Source organism: Nitrogeniibacter aestuarii, assembly GCF_017309585.1.
GTDB classification, from domain to species: Bacteria; Pseudomonadota; Gammaproteobacteria; order Burkholderiales; family Rhodocyclaceae; genus Nitrogeniibacter; species Nitrogeniibacter aestuarii.
This window is the reverse complement of sequence record NZ_CP071321.1, coordinates 353,093-377,748: the sequence shown is the minus strand read 5'-3', so window position 1 is coordinate 377,748 and position 24,656 is coordinate 353,093. Positions and strand designations below refer to the sequence as shown.

19 protein-coding genes are annotated in these 24,656 nt (G+C 62.6%); 13 read left to right on the top strand and 6 right to left on the bottom strand.

The annotated features are described in order from the left end of the window. Positions 1-9: 9 nt before the first annotated feature. Complete coding sequence (locus J0W34_RS01700) at positions 10-1,404, bottom strand: phospholipase D-like domain-containing protein (protein ID WP_230970445.1); 1,395 nt, start codon at positions 1,402-1,404, stop codon at positions 10-12. A 476-nt stretch (positions 1,405-1,880) separates the two neighbouring features. Between J0W34_RS01700 and J0W34_RS01695 the strand changes: the two genes are divergently transcribed. Beyond that, positions 1,881-3,902 (top strand): methyl-accepting chemotaxis protein, encoded by a 2,022-nt coding sequence (locus tag J0W34_RS01695; protein WP_230970444.1) that lies wholly within the window; start codon positions 1,881-1,883, stop codon positions 3,900-3,902. Positions 3,903-3,991: 89 nt separating this feature from the next. Beyond that, positions 3,992-5,656, top strand: a complete 1,665-nt coding sequence (locus tag J0W34_RS01690) for a methyl-accepting chemotaxis protein (RefSeq protein ID WP_230970443.1) — start codon at positions 3,992-3,994, stop codon at positions 5,654-5,656. A gap of 318 nt (positions 5,657-5,974) precedes the next feature. Here the strand turns inward: J0W34_RS01690 and J0W34_RS01685 are convergent, their stop codons facing one another. After that, positions 5,975-6,901 carry a transporter gene (locus J0W34_RS01685; RefSeq protein WP_230970442.1) on the bottom strand — a complete coding sequence of 309 codons (927 nt, stop codon included), beginning with the start codon at positions 6,899-6,901 and terminating at the stop codon, positions 5,975-5,977. Positions 6,902-7,166: 265 nt separating this feature from the next. Here J0W34_RS01685 and J0W34_RS01680 point away from each other — a divergent pair, with 265 nt between their 5' ends. From J0W34_RS01680 to J0W34_RS01670, 3 genes are all read left to right on the top strand, one after another. Beyond that, positions 7,167-9,077, top strand: a complete 1,911-nt coding sequence (locus tag J0W34_RS01680) for a sigma-54-dependent Fis family transcriptional regulator (protein ID WP_230970441.1) — start codon at positions 7,167-7,169, stop codon at positions 9,075-9,077. A 746-nt stretch (positions 9,078-9,823) separates the two neighbouring features. Beyond that, positions 9,824-11,647, top strand: a complete 1,824-nt coding sequence (locus J0W34_RS01675; RefSeq protein WP_230970440.1) for an AAA family ATPase — start codon at positions 9,824-9,826, stop codon at positions 11,645-11,647. A gap of 115 nt (positions 11,648-11,762) precedes the next feature. After that, on the top strand, positions 11,763-12,359 hold the full coding sequence (locus tag J0W34_RS01670) for a hypothetical protein (RefSeq protein WP_230970439.1): 597 nt from the start codon (positions 11,763-11,765) through the stop codon (positions 12,357-12,359). Between the two features lie 373 nt (positions 12,360-12,732). On the opposite strand, the gene J0W34_RS01665 is transcribed toward J0W34_RS01670, so the two are convergent. Further along, positions 12,733-14,148, bottom strand: a complete 1,416-nt coding sequence (locus J0W34_RS01665) for a hypothetical protein (RefSeq protein WP_230970438.1) — start codon at positions 14,146-14,148, stop codon at positions 12,733-12,735. Positions 14,149-14,513: 365 nt separating this feature from the next. On the opposite strand from J0W34_RS01665, the gene J0W34_RS01660 reads away from it, so the two are divergent. Both J0W34_RS01660 and J0W34_RS01655 read left to right on the top strand, forming a co-directional pair. Next, positions 14,514-15,389, top strand: coding sequence for a PEPxxWA-CTERM sorting domain-containing protein (locus J0W34_RS01660; protein ID WP_230970437.1), 876 nt, complete (start codon positions 14,514-14,516; stop codon positions 15,387-15,389). 376 nt (positions 15,390-15,765) lie between these two features. Further along, complete coding sequence (locus J0W34_RS01655) at positions 15,766-16,476, top strand: YfdX family protein (protein WP_227815273.1); 711 nt, start codon at positions 15,766-15,768, stop codon at positions 16,474-16,476. 84 nt (positions 16,477-16,560) lie between these two features. Here J0W34_RS01655 and J0W34_RS01650 read toward each other — a convergent pair whose 3' ends face one another. Beyond that, positions 16,561-16,947 carry a hypothetical protein gene (locus J0W34_RS01650; protein WP_230970436.1) on the bottom strand — a complete coding sequence of 129 codons (387 nt, stop codon included), beginning with the start codon at positions 16,945-16,947 and terminating at the stop codon, positions 16,561-16,563. 211 nt (positions 16,948-17,158) lie between these two features. Between J0W34_RS01650 and J0W34_RS01645 the strand changes: the two genes are divergently transcribed. The 6 genes from J0W34_RS01645 to J0W34_RS01620 all read left to right on the top strand — a co-directional run bounded on the left by J0W34_RS01645 (position 17,159) and on the right by J0W34_RS01620 (position 23,301). After that, positions 17,159-18,298: a patatin-like phospholipase family protein gene (locus J0W34_RS01645; RefSeq protein WP_230970435.1), complete on the top strand. Its 1,140-nt coding sequence runs from the start codon at positions 17,159-17,161 to the stop codon at positions 18,296-18,298. 32 nt (positions 18,299-18,330) lie between these two features. Next, positions 18,331-19,113, top strand: coding sequence for a 3-hydroxybutyrate dehydrogenase (locus J0W34_RS01640; protein WP_230970434.1), 783 nt, complete (start codon positions 18,331-18,333; stop codon positions 19,111-19,113). 235 nt (positions 19,114-19,348) lie between these two features. After that, the gene (locus tag J0W34_RS01635; protein ID WP_230970433.1) at positions 19,349-20,089 is read left to right on the top strand and encodes an acetoacetate decarboxylase; all 741 of its coding nucleotides are present in this window, start codon (positions 19,349-19,351) and stop codon (positions 20,087-20,089) included. Between the two features lie 69 nt (positions 20,090-20,158). After that, positions 20,159-20,890 carry a tetratricopeptide repeat protein gene (locus J0W34_RS01630; protein ID WP_230970432.1) on the top strand — a complete coding sequence of 244 codons (732 nt, stop codon included), beginning with the start codon at positions 20,159-20,161 and terminating at the stop codon, positions 20,888-20,890. 36 nt (positions 20,891-20,926) lie between these two features. Further along, positions 20,927-22,396 (top strand): FAD-dependent monooxygenase, encoded by a 1,470-nt coding sequence (locus J0W34_RS01625; RefSeq protein WP_230970431.1) that lies wholly within the window; start codon positions 20,927-20,929, stop codon positions 22,394-22,396. Between the two features lie 221 nt (positions 22,397-22,617). Then, on the top strand, positions 22,618-23,301 hold the full coding sequence (locus tag J0W34_RS01620) for a PEP-CTERM sorting domain-containing protein (RefSeq protein ID WP_230970430.1): 684 nt from the start codon (positions 22,618-22,620) through the stop codon (positions 23,299-23,301). A 100-nt stretch (positions 23,302-23,401) separates the two neighbouring features. On the opposite strand, the gene J0W34_RS01615 is transcribed toward J0W34_RS01620, so the two are convergent. Both J0W34_RS01615 and J0W34_RS01610 read right to left on the bottom strand, forming a co-directional pair. After that, on the bottom strand, positions 23,402-23,914 hold the full coding sequence (locus tag J0W34_RS01615) for an inorganic diphosphatase (RefSeq protein ID WP_230970429.1): 513 nt from the start codon (positions 23,912-23,914) through the stop codon (positions 23,402-23,404). 99 nt (positions 23,915-24,013) lie between these two features. Continuing rightward, positions 24,014-24,538, bottom strand: a complete 525-nt coding sequence (locus J0W34_RS01610) for a hypothetical protein (protein ID WP_230970428.1) — start codon at positions 24,536-24,538, stop codon at positions 24,014-24,016. Positions 24,539-24,656 lie beyond the last annotated feature (118 nt).

Below are 24,656 nucleotides of genomic sequence, written 5' to 3'. Positions count from 1 at the left end.
ACCCGTCCCTCAGAGCTGAAAGGCCGTGAGCAGAACCAGCCCTTCCAGGGTCTGGGTGAGCACCCCCGGCGGCGTGGGCTGCCACAGCGGGCAACGGCTCCGAAGCCCCTCCACCCAGGCGGCAAGCTGCGCCACATCGGCCCGGTCGTGGAACAGCACCATCAGTTCGAAATTGAGCAACAGGCTGCGCGGGTCCAGATTGGCCGAGCCGGCCAGCGCCATGTGACCGTCGATCAGCACCGCCTTGGCATGCAGCATGGCGTCGGGCAGCAGATACACTCGCACCCCCGCATGGGCCAACTCGCGCAACGCACGGCCGCGCGCCAGATCGGCCAGCCGGTGGTTCGATCGCCGGGGTAGTATCAACTCGACCCGGACGCCGCGCTGTGCCGCCAGCCGCAACATGGTCTGCAACACTTCGTCGGGCACGAAGTAGGGGCTCACCAGCACGATGCGATCCTGCGCATGGGTCATCAGCAACACGAGCAGATCATGCAACACGTCCTGCGCCATGTCAGGCCCGGCGGGCACCAGCTGGACACCCTCGCCCGCCCCGGCCGGCAGGCGGGCCGACGCGGCAGGTGACTCGGGCCGCGCCTGCCCGCGCGCAAAGGCCCAGTCCGCCTCGAACACCTGCTGGAAGTCTGCCACCGCCGCGCCACCCAGCTCGAAACTCAGGTCCCACCAGTGACTCTGAGCCTCGTCCGCCAAGTACTCCGCGCCGATATTGCGCCCACCGGCCCAGACCCGGGCGCCATCGACGATCACCAGCTTGCGGTGATTGCGCAGATTGGTCCGCCCGCGAAACGGCTGCCGCAACAGCGGCACGAACCAGGCCGTCTCGCCACCTGCCTGCTGCAGCGGCCTGAGCCGTCGCTTGGGCAGCAAGAAAGAACCGACGCCATCGAGCAACAAGCGCACCCGCACGCCCGCGCGCGCCCGCTCGGCAAGTAGATCGAGCATCTTGCGCCCCATGACGTCGTCGCCCAGCAGAAACACACACACGTCGATCGACGTCTGCGCTTCGCCCAACAAACGCTTCAAAGCGCTCCGGGCCTCGGCCGCCCCCGCATGGAAACGCACGCCCTCCGCCGGCGCGGGCGGCGCCATGCCCGCCACGTCCAGAAAGTGCCGGACCGGATCAGACGGCACCGTCGGCAATGCCGGATGTACCCCCGCGCTCAGGGGCCGCCGTTTGGCTGAAAAGAACTTGCGGCTGCCGAACAACAGATAGAGCGGCACGCCGATGTAGGGCAGCAGAATCAGAAACAGCAACCACGCCACGGATGCCGACGGTGTCCGCGCCTGGCGCAACATGCTCACGATCAAGAGCAGCATCATGAGCGCCCCCGTGATCACCAGCACATGGGCCGCGAGCGCCCACTGAACCACGTCTTGCCACATATCCCTGCCTCCAGCTCCGGGACGCTCAACGCGTCGCACGGTAAGTGGCGACATGGTGCCATGGCTGGCGGATGATCAACCCCGCTTGAAGGGCGCGACCCGCTCGCTGCCGTCGCCTCAGCGCCCGCGAGAAGCGGGCAACCAGCACCTTGCCGGCTCGGAGACCCCCATGCTTGATCGCCAGCGGCGACTTGCGCGCGATTGACTCGATCCCCCGACAGATCACTGCCTGACCCGCCGGTCATACGTCGACTTCAGAACTTCACCTGGAACATCCACGAACGTCGTCGAAACACACGCTTTCTGCGCTCAGAATCCCTCGCTTTGAGTAACAAAATATGAGTACGTAAAAATACTTATGATGGCATAAAAAGTATTGTGGATTTCCACAATCCGTTGATTTTATTGACACTATCGAGATTTTTTTGTGCTTAGAATAGTACGGAGGGGAGCCCGCTCACAGAGAGGCCATAACAATGAAAAGAATGTTCACACCAGCCGTCGCCTTGCTCGACCGGTTTGGATACGTCGCAAAATTCAACCTGATTGGCGCCATCACAATCCTTGTGTCGGCGTTCTTCGTCATTCAGATCTACAGCCAGACCGGTCGTGACATCGACGACATCGAGCAAGAGGTGGTGGGCCTGCAGTCACTGAACGGCTCACTTGATCTGCTCTCTGCCATTCAAGCCCATCGCGACCTCGTCGGCGGTGTGCTCGGCGGCCGGGAGGAACTGAACGCACAGGCCGACGCCGTGCGCGACGCCGTCGATACGACGCTCGCCAGCCTGATTCAGCAACTCGAGGTCGATGGCGACGCCTTCAGCCTCCTGGCCAGCCTCAAGTCCATCGAAGGCAAGTGGACGGCCCTGAGGTTCCGCACGCCGCCCGACTGGGAAGTCAATCAGAACGCCCACACGGTGCTCATCGCCCAGATCCTGACCTTCATTGATGAACTCGCCCTGCGATCCGGACTGCTGTTCAACACCGACCCCGCCGCCACCCATCTGGTGAACACGCTGGTGACCAACGGACCGGAGATGACCGAACGCATCTCCCGCGTGCGCGGGATGGCCACAGCGCTGCTGGCCAAGAACGTGATGACCCTGGACCAGGAGGACCAGCTCATCAGCCGCCTGGCGCAGCTCGACCAGACGCGGGATGCACTCATTCTGCGTCTGCACCGCGCCGCGGACGCGGTACCGGCACTCTCCAAGGGGCTGGAGGCCTCTGCCATCCGGCTGGTGGCCGACGCGGCACGCATTCGTGCGCTGGTTCGCCAGCAGATTCTCGACAACAACTTCGAGATGACGCCGGAGCAGTTCTTCGACGAGAGCACACGCGCCATCTCCCCGCTGGTGACCGAACTCAAGAGCACTGTCCTGCCCGACCTGCGGAACATGCTGCTGGCCCGCCAGCAGAGCCTGCGGGTGCGTCAGATCGCGCTCATGGCTGTCTCGCTCGGTGCGGCTTTTCTGGTCTGCTACCTGGTGGGCGGCATGTACTACTCGGTCATGGGCGCCGTCCGGGCGCTGTCGGCCGGCGCAAGTCGGATGGCAGAGGGGGATTTCACCCAGTCCATCGTGGTCCGCTCGCGCGACGAACTCGGCGAGGTCGCAACCCGCTTCAACGACATGGCGCAGCGCTTGCGCACCGCCATCGCCCAGTTCAAGGAGACGGTCGAGGAACTGGGCCATGCCTCCAGACAGATGACACACACGGCCTCCGACGTGGCCGACGCTTCGTCCCGGCAATATGAATCGGCCAGCGCCATGGCAACCGCCATCGACGAGGTGAAATGCAGCATCGATGCCCTCTCGCGCAACGCGGACAAGTCGGCCGAACAGACCAAGACATCCAGCGGTCTGGCCACCCATGGAGCGCAAGCCGCCCAGGAGTCGGTCTCCGAAATGAAGAACACCGCGCAGATGGTCGATGAAGCCGCACGGGCAATCAGCGCCCTGGGTGAACGCTCGAACGAGATCTCGCGCATCGTCGCGGCCATTGCCGACATCACCGAGCAGACCAACATGCTCGCCCTCAACGCCGCCATCGAAGCGGCCCGCGCCGGCGAGAACGGACGCGGATTCGCCATCGTGGCCGAAGAAGTGCGCAAGCTGGCCGAGCGCACGGCCACCTCGACGGCAGAGATCACCGAGATGGTGCTCGGCATGCAGCACGGCACGGCAGAAGCCGTGCGCGCGATGAATAGCGGGGTCGAACGCGTGCGCAACGGGGTGGCGGTCGCCACCGGCATCGGCAACTCGATGGAGCACATCAACATCAGCGCCACCAACGTGGTGCAACTCGTCGATGGCATCTCCCGGGCCTTGCAGGAGCAAAGCCAGGCAAGTGCCCGCATCTCGCAGAATGTGGAATCGGTCTCGCAGCTGGCGGCCCGCAACAGCGAGGCAGTCCATCACGTGGCCAGCTCGGCGGCGAATCTTGAAAAGATCGCCTCGAAACTGACCACCGTGGTCGAGCGCTTCAGCGTCTAGCAGGCATCAGACACACCTCGCACGGCCAATCCAAAGCTTTTGTCACCCACCTCTTGAGACGCCGGCCTTGCCGGTCAAAGGGCCCCATCATGCGCTTTCGTTCCTTGCAGAGCAGGCTGATTCTCCTCTCCGCCGTCGCGGTCGCCGGCCTTGTCATCGCCTGCGTCCTGCTGGTCCTTCACTTGCACTCGCGCATGCTCGACGACCGGCGCATGCTCCTGAACGCCTCGATCGACAACGCGGTGAGCCTGCTCAGCGGCTATGCCAAACGGGCCGAAGAGGGGAAACTGAGCAAGCAGGACGCCCAACAGCAGGCGCGTGAGGCGCTGCGGCACATGCGCTACCTGGGGGACGCGTATTACTACGTCTACTCCACCAAGGGCGAAGGGGTGATGCACCCCATCCGCAGCGAATACGAGGGCGCCGCGCACTGGGACCGCCAGGACAAGCAGGGCGGCTACCCGGTGCGCACCCTGGTCGAGGCCGCCATGAGCAACGACCCGCTCACCCGCACCATGACCGCCAAGCCCGGCAGCGACAAACAAGTGGAGAAATGGCAACGGGTCGAGCACTTCGCGCCCTGGGACTGGGTCGTCGGCACCGGGCTCTATGTGGACGACATCGACGCAGCCTTTTCCGGTGCGCTGTTGCGGATCGCGCTCATGGTCACGCCGATTGCCGCGCTGATCCTGCTCATCTCGGCATGGATCACCCGTTCGGTACTCCGCCAGATCGGGGGCGACCCGGCGCTGGCCGGCCAGACGATGCAAGAGGTCGCCGCCGGCAATCTGGCCGTTCATATGCCGCCGGCGCCCGCCAACAGCGTGCTCGCCGACCTGAGCGCGCTCATTCAAGCCCTCTCCCGCTCGGTCACCGACATCATGGGCGGTGCGCGCAACATTGCAGAGGCCGCGCGTGACATCGAACGCACCTCGGCGAATGTCGCCCAGGGCGCCAACGAACAAAGCAACGCCACCCAGGGCATGGCCGCTGCCATGCAGCAGCTGACTGTCAGCATCCAGCACATCTCCGACGGCGCCAGCGAAACCGCTCACTACACCCAGCGTACCGTGCTGTATGCCACCAACGGACAGGAGCTGGTCACGACCTCCTCAAGGGAGCTGGACGCGCTGTCCAACCGCGTCACCGACGCCTCGGCACGCATCGCCACGCTCAAGACCCGCGCCGACCGGGTCAGCCTGATCGCCGCCTCCATCAAGGACATCGCCTCGCAGACCAACCTGCTGGCGCTCAACGCCGCCATTGAAGCGGCCCGCGCCGGCGAACAGGGGCGCGGCTTCGCCGTGGTGGCCGACGAGGTACGCAAGCTTGCCGAGCGCACCGCCGATGCCACCGTCGAAATCGAGGAGACGCTCTGCGGCATTCAGGACGAGACCAATGCCGCTGTCACCGCCATGGAATCGGCCCTCCCTCAGGTCAAACGCAGTGTCACCGCCGCCGACGAAGTCGCTCAGGGTCTTGCCGCCATTGTCGAAGGCGCCAGGAAAGCGGCCGACCTGGTTCAAGGGGTCGCCGACGCCACCCGTGAGCAGGGCGACGCCAGCACCGACCTGGCCAGGCAGGTCGAACTGGTCGCCCAGATGGTCGAGCGCACCACCGAAGGCATGGTGCGCACCGCCGAATCAGCACGGGTGCTCTCGGAAATCTCCGCCTCGCTGAATCTCACCGTCTCCCGATTCAAGGTCCCGCCCGCGGCAGGCCTGGTAGCGCACGAACCACAAGTTCCCGCGTAGTCCAGACATCTGGCCGGTCTTTGATTCCTCCCAGCCGGCTCCAGTGTTGCGCCTCCCGCAATTTCGGCCCGCCATGTGCGGGCCACTTTTTTGGCGAGGACACCGACTCGTTGCCGGGGATTGCAGGAGAAGAACCGCGACCTGTCGCTGCAGGGCCCTTGAGTCGACGCTTCACCACGAAGGCGCTGGACGGCGCCCCGTGGGTGGGGCAAGGCCCTGACCGAGGCGGTGACTCATCGGTCTTGCCCTTCGCAGCGCACGCCGACAAGACCCGCGCCGTGAACGCGCCCTCCTGACCGGGAGGGCGCAGCCAAACGATCAGAACACTTTCAGCAGCCGGAGGTTGAGCCGGTTGTCCTCACGGAAGCCCTGACGCACATCGACGTCACGACCATAGTTGGCGATGAACTGCACGGTCGGGGTCACGAACACCCCGGTGCCGACCGAGACCTTGGTCGTCTGCAGACGATCGTTCTGGCTCACGCCGTCCACCTGGGTCTTGCCGCCCGTGGTGTGCGAGATGCCGGCGCGCAAGTCCCAGGTGTCGCTCATCTGGTAGCGCAGAAAGCCCTGCAGCTGGATGCTCGGGTCCTGCTCCAGCTTGGCGCCGGTGGGCCCGAAGTCGTCGTTGTCGCCATAGACGGTCACGTCGGCCACCACGTCGAGCAGCAGCTTGGGCGCAATCTGCGTGATGTAGCCAGCCTGGAGCGCGAACTTCCAACGGTTCTCGCCCAGATTCAGCGCGTCTTTCTTGTCGTAGTCGCCCGTGGGCAGGAACAGGAAGGGCGTGATGCCGAAGTAGGTGCTGTCCTTCGGGTCGTTCACCAGCCACACGGTGGCCGCCAGAATCAGATCCCCCATGCCGTCGGCGTCGCCGAGGGCGGACAGGTCATCCTTGGCCTCCAGCCGGCCGAAGGGCAGCAGGAACTGCGGATCGACGATGTAGCCGCCCACATCCATGTAGTGCACGCCCCGCAGGATGCCCACGTTCGAATCGAGCCCGGCATCGACATCGACCTTGTCACCATCCGCAAACAAGGCGTCGCGGGTGGCGTGCTGGTAATACACGATGGCCAGGTTGGTGCCATCGGGCAGTGCGGTGTAGTCGCCGGCATCCACATCCACCGCGTGTGCACCCGGGCTTGCCGCCGCCAGCGCCAGCGCCATCGCGCATGCGGCCACGATGCCGCGCGCACGACCACGATACGACGCCTGCTTGTCTCCAGTCCCCCTGGATTCGATCATTGAATCTTCTCCTAGTAACGATGTATCTTTTTTTGGATGCCCTCACCGAGGCGCCGCGCGACACACAAGGGCGTGCGCGGCACACGATGCGGGTATCTGCCTATTTGCAGGGTGCATGCCAGGAAAACAAAAACCCAACAAAAACAAACCACTGCAATAAAAAAGACAGCACGCAGCGGGATACGGAGACCAATCGCCCCGTCGCAGAACGGATCATTCGGCGGCGGGCGTTGACTCAATTTGAGTCAACCGCGAAGGAGGAGACATGGCCAGTTTCAATACCGAGTTCGACCAGACGCTTCACCACGCCTGGCATCTTTTCCGTGAAGGGCACGACGTGCCGCACCACGACGTGCCGGACACCGTTCAACGGTCCTGGTCGCGGTCGCGGGACTACGGCCTGAACGAATCGGCGCGGATTCTGTTCGACCCGGTGCCGCGTGCGCGCATTCGCGAGCTGTCGGAACAGCACCGCCAGCTGCTCGAGCTGGTGCAGCCCGACATGACGCGCCTGTTCGACACCCTCAGCAGCCGGGACTGGGCGTTGGCCTTCCTCGAAGCCGAAGGCTGCGTGCTGGCCTCCATCGGGGGCGAGAAGCCCGACATGCGCGACGTGGTCACCGCCCTGCGCCCCGGCGTGAATCTGAGCGAGCACATCGCCGGCACCAGCGGCCCGGCCTGCGTGCTGGCCGAGGGCCGCCCCGCCGTGGTCAGCGGGGGCGAGCATTTCTTCGAGGCCATCCGCCGCTTTTCATGTGCCGCGGTGCCGGTCATGTCGCCGCAAGGGGGCCTGGCCGGGGTGCTCAACGGCTCGCGCTGCCATGACGGCCGCCCCCTGGGGGTGATCGAGCCGCTCATGCTGGCGGCCCGGTCGATTGAAAACCGCATGGTCGAGGCACTGCCCGGCGCCACCGTCATCCGCCTGCACTGCGACCCGGCCTTTGTCGCCTCGCCGCTGGCCGGCGTCATTGCCCTGTCGGACCAGGGCACCGTGCTGGGGGCCACCGCCTACGCCCGCCACCTGCTCGGCCTCGACAGCACCGAACCGGCCGGCATCGACGCGCTGCTGGACACCACCCACGACGCCTTGCTCGACGCCCTGCGAGACACCAGCAGGCCGGCGCGGCTCTGGCGCCACAACGGCATTGCCCTGCATGCGCAACGGGTGCAGCGCGAGCCAGCCCGGGGGGTTCCACGGCCCGCCGCGCGCACGGCCTCGGGCGCTGCCAGCCCGCGCTTCGACCGCCAGACCCATCGCGCCGTATGGCAGGCCGAGCGCGTCTATGCCCAGGGCCTGCCGGTGCTCATCACCGGCGAAACCGGCACGGGCAAGGAAGTGCTGGCCCGACACCTGCACGACACCGGGCCGCGCAGCCAGGGGCCCTTCGTGGCCATCAACTGCGCTGCAATCCCCGCCGACCTGATCGAATCCGAACTGTTCGGCTACGAGCCCGGCGCCTTCACCGGCGCCAGCCGGCACGGCAAACCCGGCAAGTTAGAACAAGCCAACGGCGGCACCCTGTTCCTCGACGAAATCGGCGACATGCCGCTGCCCCTGCAGGCCCGGCTGCTGCGCGTCATTCAAGAGCGCGCCGTCACCCGCGTGGGCGGCACGCGCCTGCTGACACTCGACTGCGCCCTGCTCTGCGCCACCCACCGCGACCTGCGCCGCAGCGTACAGACCGGCGAATTCCGCGAAGACCTCTACTACCGCATCAACGGCCTCAGCGTCTCGCTCACCCCGCTGCGCGCCCGCGAGGATTTCGAAGCCCTCATCGACACCCTGCTCGCCGAGCTGGGCGCGCCCGGCCGACCGCTTCGCCTCGACAGCGCCAGCCGGCAACGGCTACGACAACACCGCTGGCCCGGCAACATCCGCGAGCTTCAGCAAGTGCTCCGCCTGGGCGCCGCCCTGTCCCACGACGGCATCATCCGCAGCGACGACCTGCCCGCCGAACTGGTCGCCCCGACAGACAACACGCTGCAACCCAGCCAGACACTCCAAAGCGCCGAACGCGCCGCCATCGTCCAGGCCCTCGCCCGCAACGGCGGCAACGTCTCGGCCACCGCCCGCGAACTGGGGGTCGCGCGCGCGACGATCTACAGGAAGATGGAGCCGTTTGAGTTGGAGGGGGTCAGGGACTTGGATTCGGATCGGGGCGAAGCGGCGGACTAAATCGGAACGGACGACACAGCGGTGGTGGCACTGGCAGCCATCGGCACCACCCTGCCCGGCGAATCACTCATCATCGCCCTGGGCGCCACCCTCGGCCACGCCATCGGCCGACAGCTCGGCCGCCACGCCCTGCTCAAGCACGGCGCGCGTCGGCCTCATCGACGCCCGGCTCGTCCGGAGAGAATGCCTGTTCGCCAAATGGGGAGTGAGGGTCGTGGTGATGGCGCGATTCTTTGTGTTTCTGCGTCAGTTGAATGGGGTGCTCGCGGGGAGCCTGGGTTTAACGCGGTGGCGGTTTCTGCCGGCGAATATGGTGGGGGGTGCGCTATGGGTGGGGGTTTGGTTGTCGTTGAGTGACAAGGTGTCGGGGGTGTTGGTGGAGGTGTCGAGGCACATGCCGGGGGTGAAGCTGAGTGTGCTGATCGTGGGTTTAGTCGTTTGCTTGAGCTTGGTCATTTACCTACGACGCAAGCCAAGCGCATGACCGTCTAACAGCAACTCCAACTCGAAATACGCTATCCGCCGATTTATCTGCGTGGCGCTGGCCGGATGGCGCTGTGCCTTTTGCAAGTCAAGCGGATACTTCGTTTTCCCTGGCACGACCATTCGGTAGTACGCTGCGATAACCATCAGGCATTGCAACGTCTGATTCTCCGGGGCACTATGGAAAGCCATTTGACGCACTATCTTTCGGCCATTGCTCCCTACGCGAGTTGAACCAAATCGAGATATCACGACAAGCCTGTATGTACATAAAATCCATTGAAATAGAAAACCTAAAAAGCTTCTTGAATTCGGAAACGATACATCTACACCCTGGATTCAATCTATTTATTGGCTCAAACAACTCCGGAAAAACCACGGCCATGGAAACCGTGGACCTCGATGTCACAAATTCCTTTCCACACAAATCCATCGCAAACCTTGTCGAATACGGGGATCAACCAGCACCACAATCTAGATTCCAAGTAGCCATTGGAACGAATTTTACTGAATACAAAAAACTCTCGGCTCAAGATTTATTTGTACCACTTTCACGGGACACCTTGAGGGGTTTGCCAAGCCAGACAAACGATGCCGCACAAATAATTCTTGACGGGCTAGCCAACAACCCAGAAATGTCAATATATTTCGACGTTCACAACGGACGGAATCATATTTCTATTGAAACCCATTTCGGAAGATCAACAAGCATAGCTTTGAACGCAAACACGGAAAGCGGACTCGCGCTCAGGGCTGCCATAAGTGACGCAAATGAGTCAATCCGAAATGGAAGTATTTCGAACTTTGGCGGAATTGGAAACATACTGAGCAATGTTGCCGACAAGTACAAGTCGAGAATTTACAGATTCTCTGCACAACGACTCCCAGCGGCGAAATCATCTACGTCAGGCAAGCCCCTGCTAGAGAAGACAGCTGGAAATTTGCCTTATTGCATAAATCATTTATCTTCAAACGATGCTGAAGGCCATCGCATGCTTTGCAACTGGGTTCATCGAATATTTCCTTCGGTGAAATGGATTCAATCCCCACCAATCACAGATCAGAAAGCGTTTGAGCTTCAATGCTTACCAGAGCCGCCTGAGGCACGTCGAAATGACTTAGCAGTACCACTTGACCGAATGGGAAGCGGGATAGGCAACGTGATAGCAATTCTGTATGTCGTCTTGACTGCACGGCATCCTAAAGTTATTGCTATCGACGAACCAAACTCTTTCTTGCACCCCAAAGCGTTGCGCGAACTCCTTAGCATCCTTGCTCACGAGGGGAAGGAGCATCAGTACATTCTCACAGGCCACTCACCAGACGTTTTAACTGCAGTTGCGCCAAGTTCAATATCAATGTTCGAACTTCAAGGCACCTTCTCCGTAACGAAACAGGTTTCCGGAGCGGACTTTCCCAAGCTGCGAAACGAACTCGCGGAATTGGGAATTCGCATGACCGATCTACACGGACGCGATCGCATTCTCTGGGTTGAGGGGCAAACAGAGGAAATTGTCATACCTGCTCTCTTAGATGAATTCTGCTCAGAGATATCCGCTGGCACTGCAGTTCTTAGGGTGGAGCATACCGGCTCCTTCGATAAGAAGAGGAGCATATCTCCTCAAGAAGTCGCAAATATCTACAAACGCCTCTCAGAATCCTCGGCTCTTGTCCCACCGATGGTAGCTATACTTCTCGATAAGGAAGAGCGAAAGAGCGCCGATTGCGAACGCATTTCAAGGGAATCACAAGGAAAATTATTATTTTTAGAGAGACGGATGCTTGAGAATTACGGATTAGTAGCAGACGCGATTGCTGCCATTCTGAGCGCTCACGGAGAAAATATACCGATTGAGGCTGTTGCTGAAGAACTCGACTCAGCTATTGAAGATTGCGCAACCGATGTCAATGGAGCGGAGATCCTTTCAAATATATTCTCAAAGCTGTCTGAAACTAGATTAGAGTTCAAAAAAACACGTGACATGCCGATGATTTTTACATGGCTAATAAAGAATCAACCAGATTCCCTCAGCGATCTACGCTCCTTTCTAAGGAAAATTTTCGACTTAAAACAAGACTCACAATAACCATCGAATCACAACTACAAAGCAACAGGGGAAATTTGCAGAGCAGTCGATGGAATATGATTATTAAAAACTTAGCCAAAACCAGACATTCCATACACCTGCAAAACCAATACCAATGAATTTTATAGCCAAGCTTTTATCTATCATCGGCATGATGACCACGGTAGCGTGGCTATTTTGGAATCCAATCGAATGGGAATTCCAATGGGAACCATTTGCTGCATTTATTTTCTCGCTCTCAAGTTTTATAGCCACGGAAGTTAGCACCCAAAGAAGGGTACGCACTTCAGAATCGCACCCAAACGATGTTCAACTCTTTTCAAAGTTTCTCAAAGATTTGCCAAATGAATCTTTTATTGATTTTTTGAAAGAACACGACTTCTTACTTGATTTTAATCTTGAAGACTTGAAACCGCTGAGAATATTCTTAATAGAATGGGATAATGCCGCTCATGAATTCCAAGACAAAGACCTAGAAGTAAAGCGAAAAAATTTGATGGAAGCCGGTCAAGAACTTATGAACTTGATTGGACTTTACACGTCACCAAATTCCGGCGGCTGGCAAGGGGTACGTCATGAATCACTCAAAGGAAATCCGTTACATGAGGAGCGTTTTAGAGAAGAGGCTAGATTGATCGACGTAGCTTCGGATAGGTTTGTCGAAATTCATCAAGATCTCGTTAGAACTGGACGCAGGTCAATTTGTATTTAACGAAATAGGGGACAGACGGATCAATAGGGTCAGAGTCATCGGATCAATGGGGTCGATCAATGGGGTCAGAGTCATTGATTTCCGCCTTCACGGAGCGCCAGCGACTTTTGATCATGAATAGCGGACAGACCACAGTTTTTAATCACGGCTTCACCGCTACTGCCCACCGGCTTGATGCCGCCGGTGAGCGGTGATGAGGGCTTCTATCTGGCATGGAGGGGCGCGATCAATGGGGTCAGAGTCATTGATTTCCGCCTTCACGGAGCGCCAGCGACTTTTGATCATGAATAGCGGACAGACCACAGTTTTTAATCACGGCTTCACCGCTACTGCCCACCGGCTTGATGCCGCCGGTGAGCGGTGATGAGGGCTTCTATCTGGCATGGCGCGGCGTGCCATCGCAGGCGACATCGGGGTCGTCCTGCACGGAGGTCGTCGCCCAGACGACGCCCCCCAAATCCGCACCAGCGCCGACGCTGGGGGTCAGCGTGAATCCCTGGAACACGTTGTCGTTGCCGAACCAGAGGGTGACGCCAACGTCCCATCCCGGCTTGACCATGTCGGACAGGCGGGCGCCTTCGACCCCTTTCAAGCCCCTGGCGAACGCGAGAATGTCGTTGGGGCCGAATTCCACCCCCCAGGCGTTACCGCCGATCTTGTTGGCCTGACACACCCAGAAGCCGATATCCGCGCCACCGGCAGCGCCGAAGCCGAGTGAGGCGTCGTGATCCACCGTAGCGTAGGCATACACGGGCAGGCGTGCGGTGAGGTCGATGGCGGCACCGACGCCGGCAGAACCGCCGTAGATGACCTTGGCCCCGACCGTGGCGCCCACGGTCATGGTGCGCAGCACGTTGCCGTCCGGCATGGTCGTGTTGCCTGCGGCTGCGGTGTTGACTGCCTTGGCCGCGGTTTCCGGTTTGTCCGTGCTCAACGCATTGCGCACTTGGGGGTTCTTTGCCACCGAGTTGGCAAAGCTGACCTTGCTCGCCACAAAGTTCGCGATCTCGGCCAGCTTTTTCGCGGCGATTTCCTGACGCTGGCGGGTCTCGCTCTTGACGCACCGGTGCTTGAGAAAATCCTCGACCAGGTCGCCATCGCAGGACTTTCTCAGTGTGGTGAGCGGACATGGGGTGCCATTGAGGCCACCACACTTGGTACATGCGCCAAAGGTGGTCGGGTCGGTGCCGGTGTTGGCGTTGCGGTAGGAACCGGCCGGGCAGCTGTAACACTTCGACGGGAACAGATGCTGGAACGATCCCTCGGGACAACCGCCCGGTGAGCCGCGTTCGATCGCTCTCGCTTTGACGAGCGGAACCAGTTTCGAGCATGCGCGGGGATCGGTGATCTTATAACCCAGCGTCCGATTGTAGCCCTCGCAGCTGTAACACCCGCCAACATCCAGGAACCAGCCTTCGCGGCAGTTGGTATTGATGAAGCCCAACAGGGGCGTCGGGTTCTCCGGGCCTTTGGCGTGCTTGAACACTTCGTGGGCAGGTTGTTCGCAGGCCCATTCGCGGTCGACCGGCCAGATCGTGCGCTTGGGCGCTGATTTCGGGCATTCCCAACACGAGCGTGTGCCGGGATCCCAGAACGAATTCTCCCAGCTGTTGGCGCAGCTGACGTCTTTGACAAACTCGGCGGCCACGTCTTCTGCATATGCATTGTTGGTGGCCAGCATGTTCAGGCAAAGCAAGGCGAGAAACACCATGAGGTGTATGGGCCGTTGGAGATATCGGGACCGCAGCGCAGGGTGTGGATGCGCGGCACGCAGGATCTGATCCGGCATAGGGAACCTCTTATTATTTTTTTATCGGAGGGTACCGGCGCTGAATACCCGATTTGTGCCAGGCATTTAACACCTGAATCAGGTGATTTGAATACGTTTTCATGCACACGCATGAGTCCGCAAGGAACTGTGGCGCCATGGATTGCAGTCGCGCAAATGTTGGCCTGGATGAACCAACCCCGATGGCTTTATTGGCATCGGGAGGACGGCGTTCTGGCGGCGAGACTTCCGCCCGACAGGCGTGTGACTCAATGCCAACGGTCTTGCACCCACCCCTCCCGCTCGCCATACTGGCCAGACAACGAACAAAGAACATTGGCTGCGCTTGCGTGGCCCTGCCATTGATTCGTCTTGGAGTACATGACATGTTGAAAGGAACGACCAGCACCGCCATCGGCGCGGTGGCACGAACGGCAGCGGTATGTGTGATGGGCGTGTTGGCGTTGCCGGCGATGGCCAATGGCGTGGCCAAGGCCTCGGCCGGTGCGAATAGCAACACGGCCAACTTTCCCGGCATCGCGACTGCGTCTGACAGCGGCGGCTTTGCCAGCTATGACTGGAACGCGTCGGCCCGGGCCAGCCCCCTCGGCCTGCATGCGCAGGCCTACATGTACTACGGCACCGATCGCTACTACGCCTCGGCCTCGTTCACCTCGGCCGAGGACACCACGTTCTACTACTCGTCCAACTACAACGGCGGCCAGAGCGACTGGGTCGAATTCAGCCTGGGTGGCGGCCTCACCGGCACCGTTACCGGGACCGACTGGGGTGGTGCCGGCAGCTGGGATCTGGTGCTGGGCCTGAGCGGGCCGCTGTATCTGGAGCCTGACTTCAGCAAACCGGCCAGCTCGTCGGACACGAGCACACGGATCTCGGGCCGCGCAGTGGTGAACCCCACCGAGGGCATGACCTACACCGTGAATGAGACGGCATCGATCCAGCGGCTGTGGGTGCCCCGCGGTGCGGCCATCGGTGTTAACGCCGCATTGACGGTGGCGGCTCAGGGCAGGTTTTCTAACTTCCAGTACGGCGGCGCCGACGTCGACTTCTCCGACAGCTTTCACTTCAATCCCAATGGGATGTTCACCATTTACACCGAGGGCGTCACCGTCGATGCCCCCAGCATGGGCCTCTACGGCAATGTGCTGAGCGCGGTGCCCGAGCCGGAAACCTACGCCATGCTGCTCGCCGGCCTCGGTCTGGTGGGCGCTGCGGCGCGTCGTCGCCAGCGCAGGGCGTGAATTCGGCGTGCGCGGCTGAAGGCCGCGAGCACTGAGACAAACGGCAGGCTTCGGCCTGCCGTTTTTGCATTCTGGCGTTGCGTTCGGGATTCCCGTGCTCTGGTGCGTTTGGTCGCCCTGGTTCGCCGCGCTCGATCGGGGCGGTGTCGGCCGGTCGAATCCGGCACCCGGTGCATTGGTGGTTATCACCCCCACACCGCCATCAATTCCTGAATCGGCTGTCGATGTTTCGACGCGTTTTCAAAGGCTTAGCTCACTGGCACGCCTGATGCGTCATCACAGTCGGCACAAGCAGTAACGCCAACTGGATGGCCAGCCGACCCGACACCCCGTCGCGACCACCCTCATCCATTCAATCGGGTGCAGGAGAATCAACATGAACAAGACCGTTCGCAATCTCGTGCTTGGCGCCTTCGCGACCGCCACCTTCGCTTCCGCCGGGCTTGCCCCGCTGGTGGCCAACGCCGCCACGCCGAACAACCCCACCGTCAAGCATGAACAGCTCACCAAGGCCGAGAAGATGAACCTGGCCGTCTCCGACGACGGTTACCAGGTGATGCGTGATGTGCACGCCGCGCGCATCGCCCTCTTCAACGGCAATACGGATCAGGCGAAGAAGCTGATCGATCAGGCGCAGCAGGGGCTGAAGAAGACCCGCACCGACGAGAAGGCACTGGGGGCCAATTCGAAGAACGACCCCAACCTGGTCTCCATTGACGGGCAACTGGTGGTGGGCCACGACTACGTGCCCACACCGGAGAAAACGGCCGCCCTCAACAAGGGCAACGACACCCTCAAGCAAGGCGACAGCAAGTCGGCCATCGAACAGCTCAAGCTCGCCGAGGTGGATATCGGTTACTCGCGCATCCTGATGCCGCTGGCCGAAACCCAGAAGAACGTGGATGAAGCCGCAGGGTTGATCTACAGCCAGAACTACTACGACGCCAACCTGGCGCTGATGCGCGCCGAAAACGGCCTCGACACCGAAACGGTGATGCTGGTTGAAGCACCCAAGGCGCCCGCCGGCACCGGGGCGGACAACGCGCAGGCACAGGCCCCTGCCACCTCCGGCACGGCGGTGAATTGAGCAGACGCGTGATTTGAAAACGCCCCGGCGACGGGGCGAGAAATGGAAACATTCCAACCGAGGTGCTGACGGCACCTCTTTTTTTTATTGGACGACAATCTCCAGCGCCGGGGAGCCCTGAGCGCCGTCACCACTGGCGTATTCCACCTCCATCTCCGTACCGCGAACAATGACACGCACAGGCGTGCCGCGCGCCGGATCGATGTATGCGTCGCTCAAAACCTTTTGGTCGGTCTGCCCGCAGGTGTCGAACGTCGGCTTTTGCGCGTAAAGCTCGAACAACCGGGTCTTGTCGGTGACGCCCACCGTGCGCGAGTAGATGTAGTAGTCCGATCCGCCGACCCGCGCCTGCCCAAGCTCGACAAGCGCGTCGGCGACGCCACACTCGGGCGCATCGGTACAGGCGGTCATCAGGGATATCGCCACCAGGCCAGCCATTGCGCTCTTCACCACCATCAATTGCCCCTCCATGCTGTCCAGACGGCAGAGTACACAAAGCGATATGCCAATCAAATTTGGGGCAATCGATCGAAGCAAGGGCGGCCGGTGGATATCCACCACTCGCACCGGGGGCGTTCCACCAGCGCACTATATGCCAAATTTTCAAGTCATTGTTTTAATGAGTTTTTTCCTCTGGCACAGCTGATGCGTATTGATAGGCAACCAAAACAAGGAGCCTGTCATGAACGCCCCGGAACGCTTCACCCCCAACGCCCGATTCGACCAGACCGCGCTTGTGCTGCAAGGCGGCGGCGCGCTGGGCTCTTACCAGGGCGGGGTGTATCAGGCCCTGAGTGAAGCCGGGGTGAGCCCCGACTGGTTTGCCGGCATCTCGATTGGCGCGATCAATGCCGCCATCCTCGCCGGCAACCGCCCGCAGGATCGCCTCGACAAGCTCACCACCTTCTGGGACCGGGTCACCCACGACGATGCGCTGGCGCCGTTTTCGATGGAAGACACGGTGTCGCGCCGTACCCTGGGGGCCTTGAGCGGGCTGCAAACGGTGGCTCGGGGCATCCCCGGTTTCTTTGCGCCCCGGGTGCCCTCGCCCTGGCTGTCGCTGCCCGGCTCGCCCCGCGCGCTGAGCCACTACGACACCGCGCCGCTACGCGACACCTTGCTGGAACTGGTGGATTTCGAGCGCATCAACCGCGGCGAGGTGCGCCTGAGCCTGGGCGCGGTGAATGTGCGCACCGGCAACTTCAGCTTTTTCGACAATCACCGCATGGCGCTCGGCCCCGAGCATGTGATGGCCAGCGGGGCGCTGCCGCCGGGTTTTCCGCCGGTGGAGATCGAGGGCGAGTGGTTCTGGGACGGCGGGCTGGTCTCCAACACGCCGCTTTCCCATGTGCTCGACAACGCCAGTGCGCGCAGCACGCTGGTGTTTCAGGTGGATCTGTTCAGCGCCTTCGGCCCCATGCCGCAACACCTGTTCGATGTGGAGGAGCGGCACAAGGACATCACCTATTCGAGCCGCACGCGCATGAACACCAACCATTTCCGCCAGGTGCATGCCCTGCGCCAGGCCATCGGCAAGCTCGCCGAGCGGCTGCCGCCCGAGGTGCTGGCCGAGCCGGAAATTGCCGCGCTGGCCGACCTGGCCCCGACGCACGCCTTTTCGATCGTGCATCTGATCTATCGCCGGGCCGCCTACGACGGCCCCAACAAGGACTACGAGTTCTCCAGGCGTTCCATGCGCGACCACTGGCGCGCCGGGCTCAACGATGCCCGCCGCACCCTGCGCAAGGACTGCTGGCAGAACCCGCCCGAACCCGCCGAAGGCATTGCCGTCTTCGACACCAATCGCGCTGGCGTGCTTTGAACGCCACCCCCTGAGAGAGAAGGAGAACAAGCATGAAACTCGACAACAACGTGGCCGTCGTCACCGGCGCCGGTTCAGGCATCGGCCGCCAGATCGCCCTCACCCTCGCCCGCCAGGGCGCCCGCGTGGCCATTGCCGATATCGACATGGACGGCGCCAGCGAAACGGTGGAGCAGATCCGCCAGGACCGTGGCCGCGAAGCCATGGCGGTGCACATGGATGTGACCAACGAGGCCGAGGTGACCGAATCGATGGATGCGGTGGCCAAACGCTTCGGCCGCATCGACACCCTGGTGTCCAACGCGGGCATCCAGATCGTGCATCCGATTCAGGACTTTCCGTACGCGCAATTCCAGAAACTCATGGACATCCACGTGGGCGGGGCCTTCCTGACCACCAAGGCGGCGGTGAAGCACATGTATCCGCAGGGCTCCGGTTCGCTCATCTACATGGGCTCGGTGCATAGCCACGAGGCCTCGCCCCTCAAGAGCGCCTACGTGGCCGCCAAGCACGCCATCCTCGGCCTTGCCCGCGTGATGGCCAAGGAAGGCGCCGAGCACGGGGTGCGCTCCAACGTGATCTGCCCGGGCTTCGTGAAAACGCCGCTGGTGGAAAAGCAGATCCCCGAGCAGGCGCACGACCTGGGCATCTCGGAAGAAGAGGTGGTCAACCGCGTGATGCTGGGCGACACGGTGGATCAGACCTTCACCACCGTGCAGGACGTGGCCGATGTGGCCGCCTTCCTGGCCGGCTTCGAGACCAACGCGCTCACCGGGCAATCGATCATCGTGAGCCATGGGTGGTGCATGAAGTGAGGGCTGGGCGCACACCCCACCGAAGGCACAGGGGCGAACGCCTCCCCCTTCAAGGGGGAGGTTGGGAGGGGGATGGGGTTCGTTGCCGTTTCTCACCGAAGTTCACCCCATCCCCACCCCCGCCCTCCCCTTGAAGGGGAGGGAGCACGACCAACCGACAGTAAAGCGCCAAAGTCCCATTTGCGTGAGGCCGGCGCCCCCAGAAAACGCAGCAAGTAACACTAGGATAACCACCATGAACATCGGTCAGATTCGCGAAAACGCCTGGGCCATGCCCGTCACCAGCCCGTCCTACCCCAAGGGGCCTTACCGCTTCTTCAACCGGGAGTTTCTGGTGATCACCTACCGCACCGACCCGGCGAAACTGCGCGCCGTGGTGCCCGAGCCGCTCACCATTGAAGAACCGCTGGTGAACTACGAGTTCATCCGCATGCCCGACTCCACCGGCTTTGGTGACTACACCGAGTCCGGGCAGGTGATTCCGGTGAGCCACAACGGCGTGGCGGGCAACTACACCCACGCCATGTATCTGAACGACCACCCGGCCACCGCTGGCGGGCGCGAGCTGTGGGGCTTTCCGAAAAAGATCGCCACCCCGCATCTGGAGACCTTCTCCGACACCCTTGTGGGCACGCTCGACTACGGCCCACTGCGCGTGGCCACCGGCACCATGGGCTACAAGCACGCGCCGCTGGACGCCGAGGCCCTGGGGCGCTCGCTGGCGAAGACGCCCAACTACCTGCTCAAGGTCATGCCCCATGTGGATGGCAGCGCGCGGGTGTGCGAGCTGGTGCGCTTCTACCTGCAGGACATCCAGATGAAAGGCGCGTGGAGCGGCCCGGCCGCGCTGGAATTCGCCGCCCATGCCCGCGCCCCGGTGGCCGAGCTGCCGGTGCTGGAGGTGGTCGGGGCCAAACACTTTGTGGCCGACCTGACCCTCGGCCTGGGCGAGGTGGTGTTCGACTACCTCGAGTAAGCCAAGCACAGACAACCGGGCGGCGGCCTGGCCCCGCCCGGGATGGAGCACAACGCGGAGGACCACGCCATGATCATCAAAGACCAGAACCGCCCCTACATTGCAGCGGGGCTCATCATCCTCATTTCGCTCGGCTTTGCCGGCTATCGCGCCTTCAAGGGCAGCCCCCTGAGCCCGGCGCGGGAAGAGGCCATTGCCATCCACGAATTCCAGAACGGCCAGGGCCGCGAAGCAGCGCCGCTGTTCAAACAGCTGGCGACCAAAGACGATTCCACGGCCGAGTACTACCTGGGCGAGATGTACCGCCTGGGGGACGGCGTGCCGCGCAGCGGGCCCGAGGCCGTCAAATGGCTCACCCGCGCCGCCGAGGCCGGCAATACCGAAGCCGCCCGCCAGCTCGGCCTGCTCTACCTGAACGGTGACGACGCGGTGCAAGACCTTTCCAAGGCGCGCCACTGGTTCAACCAGGCCGCCCTGCACCAGGACGCCATCGCCCTGCGCCACCTGGGCACCATGAATGCCCAGGGCCTGGCCGGCCCGGCCGATCCGATCCTCGCCTATGCCGACTACGCCGCCGCGGCCTATGAGGGCGACAGCGTGGCCGTCGATCTGCGCGACCGGCAAGCGCTCTCGCTCACCGCCGAGGAGCAGGCCCACGCCGAGTCGCTGGCCCGCACGCTCACCAAACGGGACGCCGCCCCAGCCAAGGCCGCTGCGACATCCAGCACACACACCGGCACCCCCGCACACACGACGGCGCCATCCGGCACCGCCTCACACACCGCCCAGGCCCAGCGCTGATCGCACGGCCACGCGGACGAAAGAAGGAGCGTCATCATGAACACCCCCAACACCGATACCGATGTGCTGATCGTGGGCGCCGGCCCGGTCGGCCTCTTCATGGCCAACGAATGCGCCCGGCGCGGCCTGCGCTGGCGCATTGTTGAAGCGCGCCGTGGCCTCTCCGAACATTCCAAGGCGCTGGCGATCTTCCCGCGCACGCTGGAAGTATTCGACATGGCCGGCATTGCCGAGCCCTTTGTCGAGAGTGCCAACCGGGTCACCTCGGTACGCGTCATGACGCACGGCCGCAGCCTGGCGCACCTGCCCTTCCGGCCCGAGGACAGCCCCTACCCTTTCATTGCCATGGTGCCGCAGAACCTCACCGAGGCCCATCTGGCCGACGCGCTCACCTCGCGCGGTGGCCACATCGACTTCGACACCCGCTTCGAGCACGCCACGCAGGGCACGGGCATGGGCATGGTGCATGTACAGCTCAAGCGCCACGGCGAACCCGAGTTCGTCTCCACCACCTATCTGGTGGCCTGCGACGGCGCCCACAGCACGGTACGCAAGGATCTGGGCCTGCCCTTTCGCGGCGGCGAATATGCCGAGCAGTTCATGCTCGCCGACATCGAAACCGACGCCCCCTGCCCACACGACGAGCTGCTCGTCTGCCCGCATGAGGACGGCCCGCTGGCGATCTTTCCCATGAGTGCGACCCATCACCGGGTGGTCGCCAGCGTGAAGCAGGTGGATGACGAGGTGCCGCACCTCGCCCTCGTGCAACGCCTGCTCAATGAACGCGCCCCCGGTGGCATCCGCGCCGCCGGCCTGATCTGGAGCAGCTATTTCCACATCCACCATCGCCGGGTGCCACACCTGCGCCAGGGCAATACCTTTCTGGCCGGCGACGCGGCCCACATCCACAGCCCCTTCGGCGGCCAGGGCATGAACACCGGCCTGCAGGACGCGTGGAATCTGGTGTGGAAGCTGGATCTGACCCTCAAGGGCCACGGCACGCGCGCCCTGATCGACAGTTACGATGAAGAACGCACGCCGGTGATCCGCCATGTGGTGGGCATCACCGATGTGCTCACCCGTGCCATGGCCTCGACCAATCCGGTGGTGCGCGGCCTGCGCGACCGCATGATTCCGCTCGCGGCCGGGCGACCCGGCGTACAGCACGCGGTGGTCCAGCAGCTCTCCGAACTGGGCATCGACTACCACGGCAGCCCCATCGTGACCGGCGACGCCCCGCGCTACCTGGACGACAGCCTGCGCGGCGGCCAGGGCATCGTCAGCCGCTACCTGCTGCTCATGGGCAAGGACCTGAGCGCCTCGCTGCAGCTGGCCGCCCGCCACATGGCGCTGGCCTTCAAGGACGTGCTGGAGGTGCGCTTCGGCAGCCAGCACGGCATCGCGCTGGTGCGCCCCGACGGCTACCTGGCCTACCAGGGGCATCGCGGCGAGGGCATGTCGGCGCTGGAGAAGATCTTCAGCCTGCTGGAGCGCCAGGCGCACTGACCGCAAAGGCGGAGGCGCCGGGGCGTCATCCGCCGTCGCACCACGCCCGATCGGCGCTCGATGGGGCGCTCAAGCCACCGTCCGTCGCCTGTATCGACCGGCGCTGCTGCCGGCCATGACATTTTGAAGGCGGGTGATAACTAATTTGCTTTTTCCGGCATCGGCGCGTGATCGAATGTGTGCCAGTGCACACATTCCGCGTGCACACAGGCGGAAACCAAATGAACCCGATCATCAAGATGTCACTGGCGATTACCGTCGCCAGCTTCATGGCAACAGCGCACGCCATCCCCATCGGCGTCACGGCAGCGACCCTGACGCCCGGCACCGGCTATGGTGTGGATAGCCAGGAGAGTGCCAGCAGTACCTATCTCGACACACGTTTCACCAGTCTCTTTACCCCGCCACAGTCGTTTTCCCTCAATGCGGTCGGCGATGTCTTCACCTTTGCCGTGGCAAACGTCAGCTTCCGGGAACCGACCACCCACTCAGCCGGCAACAACGGGCAACTGTCCATCGTCGCTGGCGAGACCGACAACCTCGGCCTCGACCTAGAATTCACCTTTTCCGGTCCGTTCGCGGTCACAGCGACCCTGAGCGCGCAAGGCTGGGCGGACCCCGGCAAGATCAGTGACGGTAAAGTCGATTACGCGCTGTACTGGTCACCGCTGGAGATGGCCTTCGGCACGGGCGGCCTGCTGGAAATCAGCCTGTCGGACCTGATGTTCACCGACGTGGGCGACCAGACCCTGAACGCGAGCATCACCCTGCGCGCGCTGCCACAGACGATCAACGCCGCTGCCATCCAGGCCACCGCCGTGCCGGAGCCGGCATCGATTGCGCTGGTGGGCCTCGGCCTGGCCGGCGCAGGCGTCTTCCGCCGTCGGAAGACATCTGAGCGCTGACGGATCAGCCAGGCGCTGTGTCACGGATGCACACGGGCCACCCATACTCGGGTGGCCTTTTTCATGGCATGCGAACGCCATCGACAGGCCGGCAAGGTACTCAGTAGGTGACATCCGGCCCTGCCCATGCCTCGGTCCGCGGGCGCGCCCGCGCGATGGCCTCGGTCGCGCTGATCCAGCCCTCGCAGGCGTTGCGGCCACTGCGACCGCGCACGAGATTGAGCCACCACTTGCACCTGGCGTAAAAGCTGAAGAAGCGCAGCACCGTTTCAATGTCGGCCGCACTCGGCTCATGCGCGCAGCAGATGAGCTTGTCGTCGATCATGCCCCGATCCATGAGCGTAACCGCCCCCCAGACCGGCAGCGTGATGCGCGCCTCGTAAGGCAGCCGCGGTCCGAGTACGAGGGCGTCGAGCAGGTCCCCCTCAAGCCCGATCATGTCGGGCACCGAGCCGTAGTTGAACGGGCACGGCAACGGGGAGATGAAGTCGATATGCCCACTCGACCCGCGCTTGAGAAAGCTGCCGCGCGGCACCTCGATGACAATCTCCAGCAGGGGGGGCGTCGATGTACTTGAGGGTGATGCCGGCCCGAATCCGGCGTGCGTGTTCATCGACACAGCATAACGGAGCACGGCAGGTCGGCAACGCAAAAGCCATTGTCTGGCGTGTGCGTTGTGCGCCGCGCGAAGGTCGGCGCAGCGTGGCGGGTGTCAGTCGAGGCCCGGGTCTCGGGGGGCATCGCCCGCCTGGTGCGTGCGCACCGGGGTATGGGCCCATCCCACCCCATCGGCAAACGGAAAGTCTTTCGCCTCCCACCAGTCGGGCTTTCCGGTGGGCCACGGGTCGAAAAACACCACGCGCCCGCTGCAGGACTGGAGCCGCACGAAGTGATGGAAGCCGAACAGCGTCCAGTGCTGGCGGGCACGGATCTTCTGCACATGCCAGCACTGCCAGCTGCGGGTCACGAGCGCGGCCCACGACACCTGGGCCCAATCGGCGCAATTACCCACCTTGTGGAACCCGAGGCCGGGGTCCGAGTAGCCGGGGTCGTTGCCGGCCTGGTAGCCCTGGGCACGGGCATTGTTCACATCATTGCTGTACCAGGAAAGCATCTGCTGGAATTCGGCATCCTCCTCGGCCGGGCTGCAGCGGCACGGCCTGAGGCTGGGCGCGGTCACCGTGCTGGCGGTGATCGGTGCGACAGAGGACGGTGATGTCGGGCGTTCCCGTTCCATGGCGGTCCCTCTCTCGATCAGGCCGGCCAGCGGCCTGAATACTGAGTCATGCCCTTAATAAAGCAAAGAGGGCGTGCTGGCGCAAGCTCGACGCCCCGGATGTAAGCAATCGAAGCGG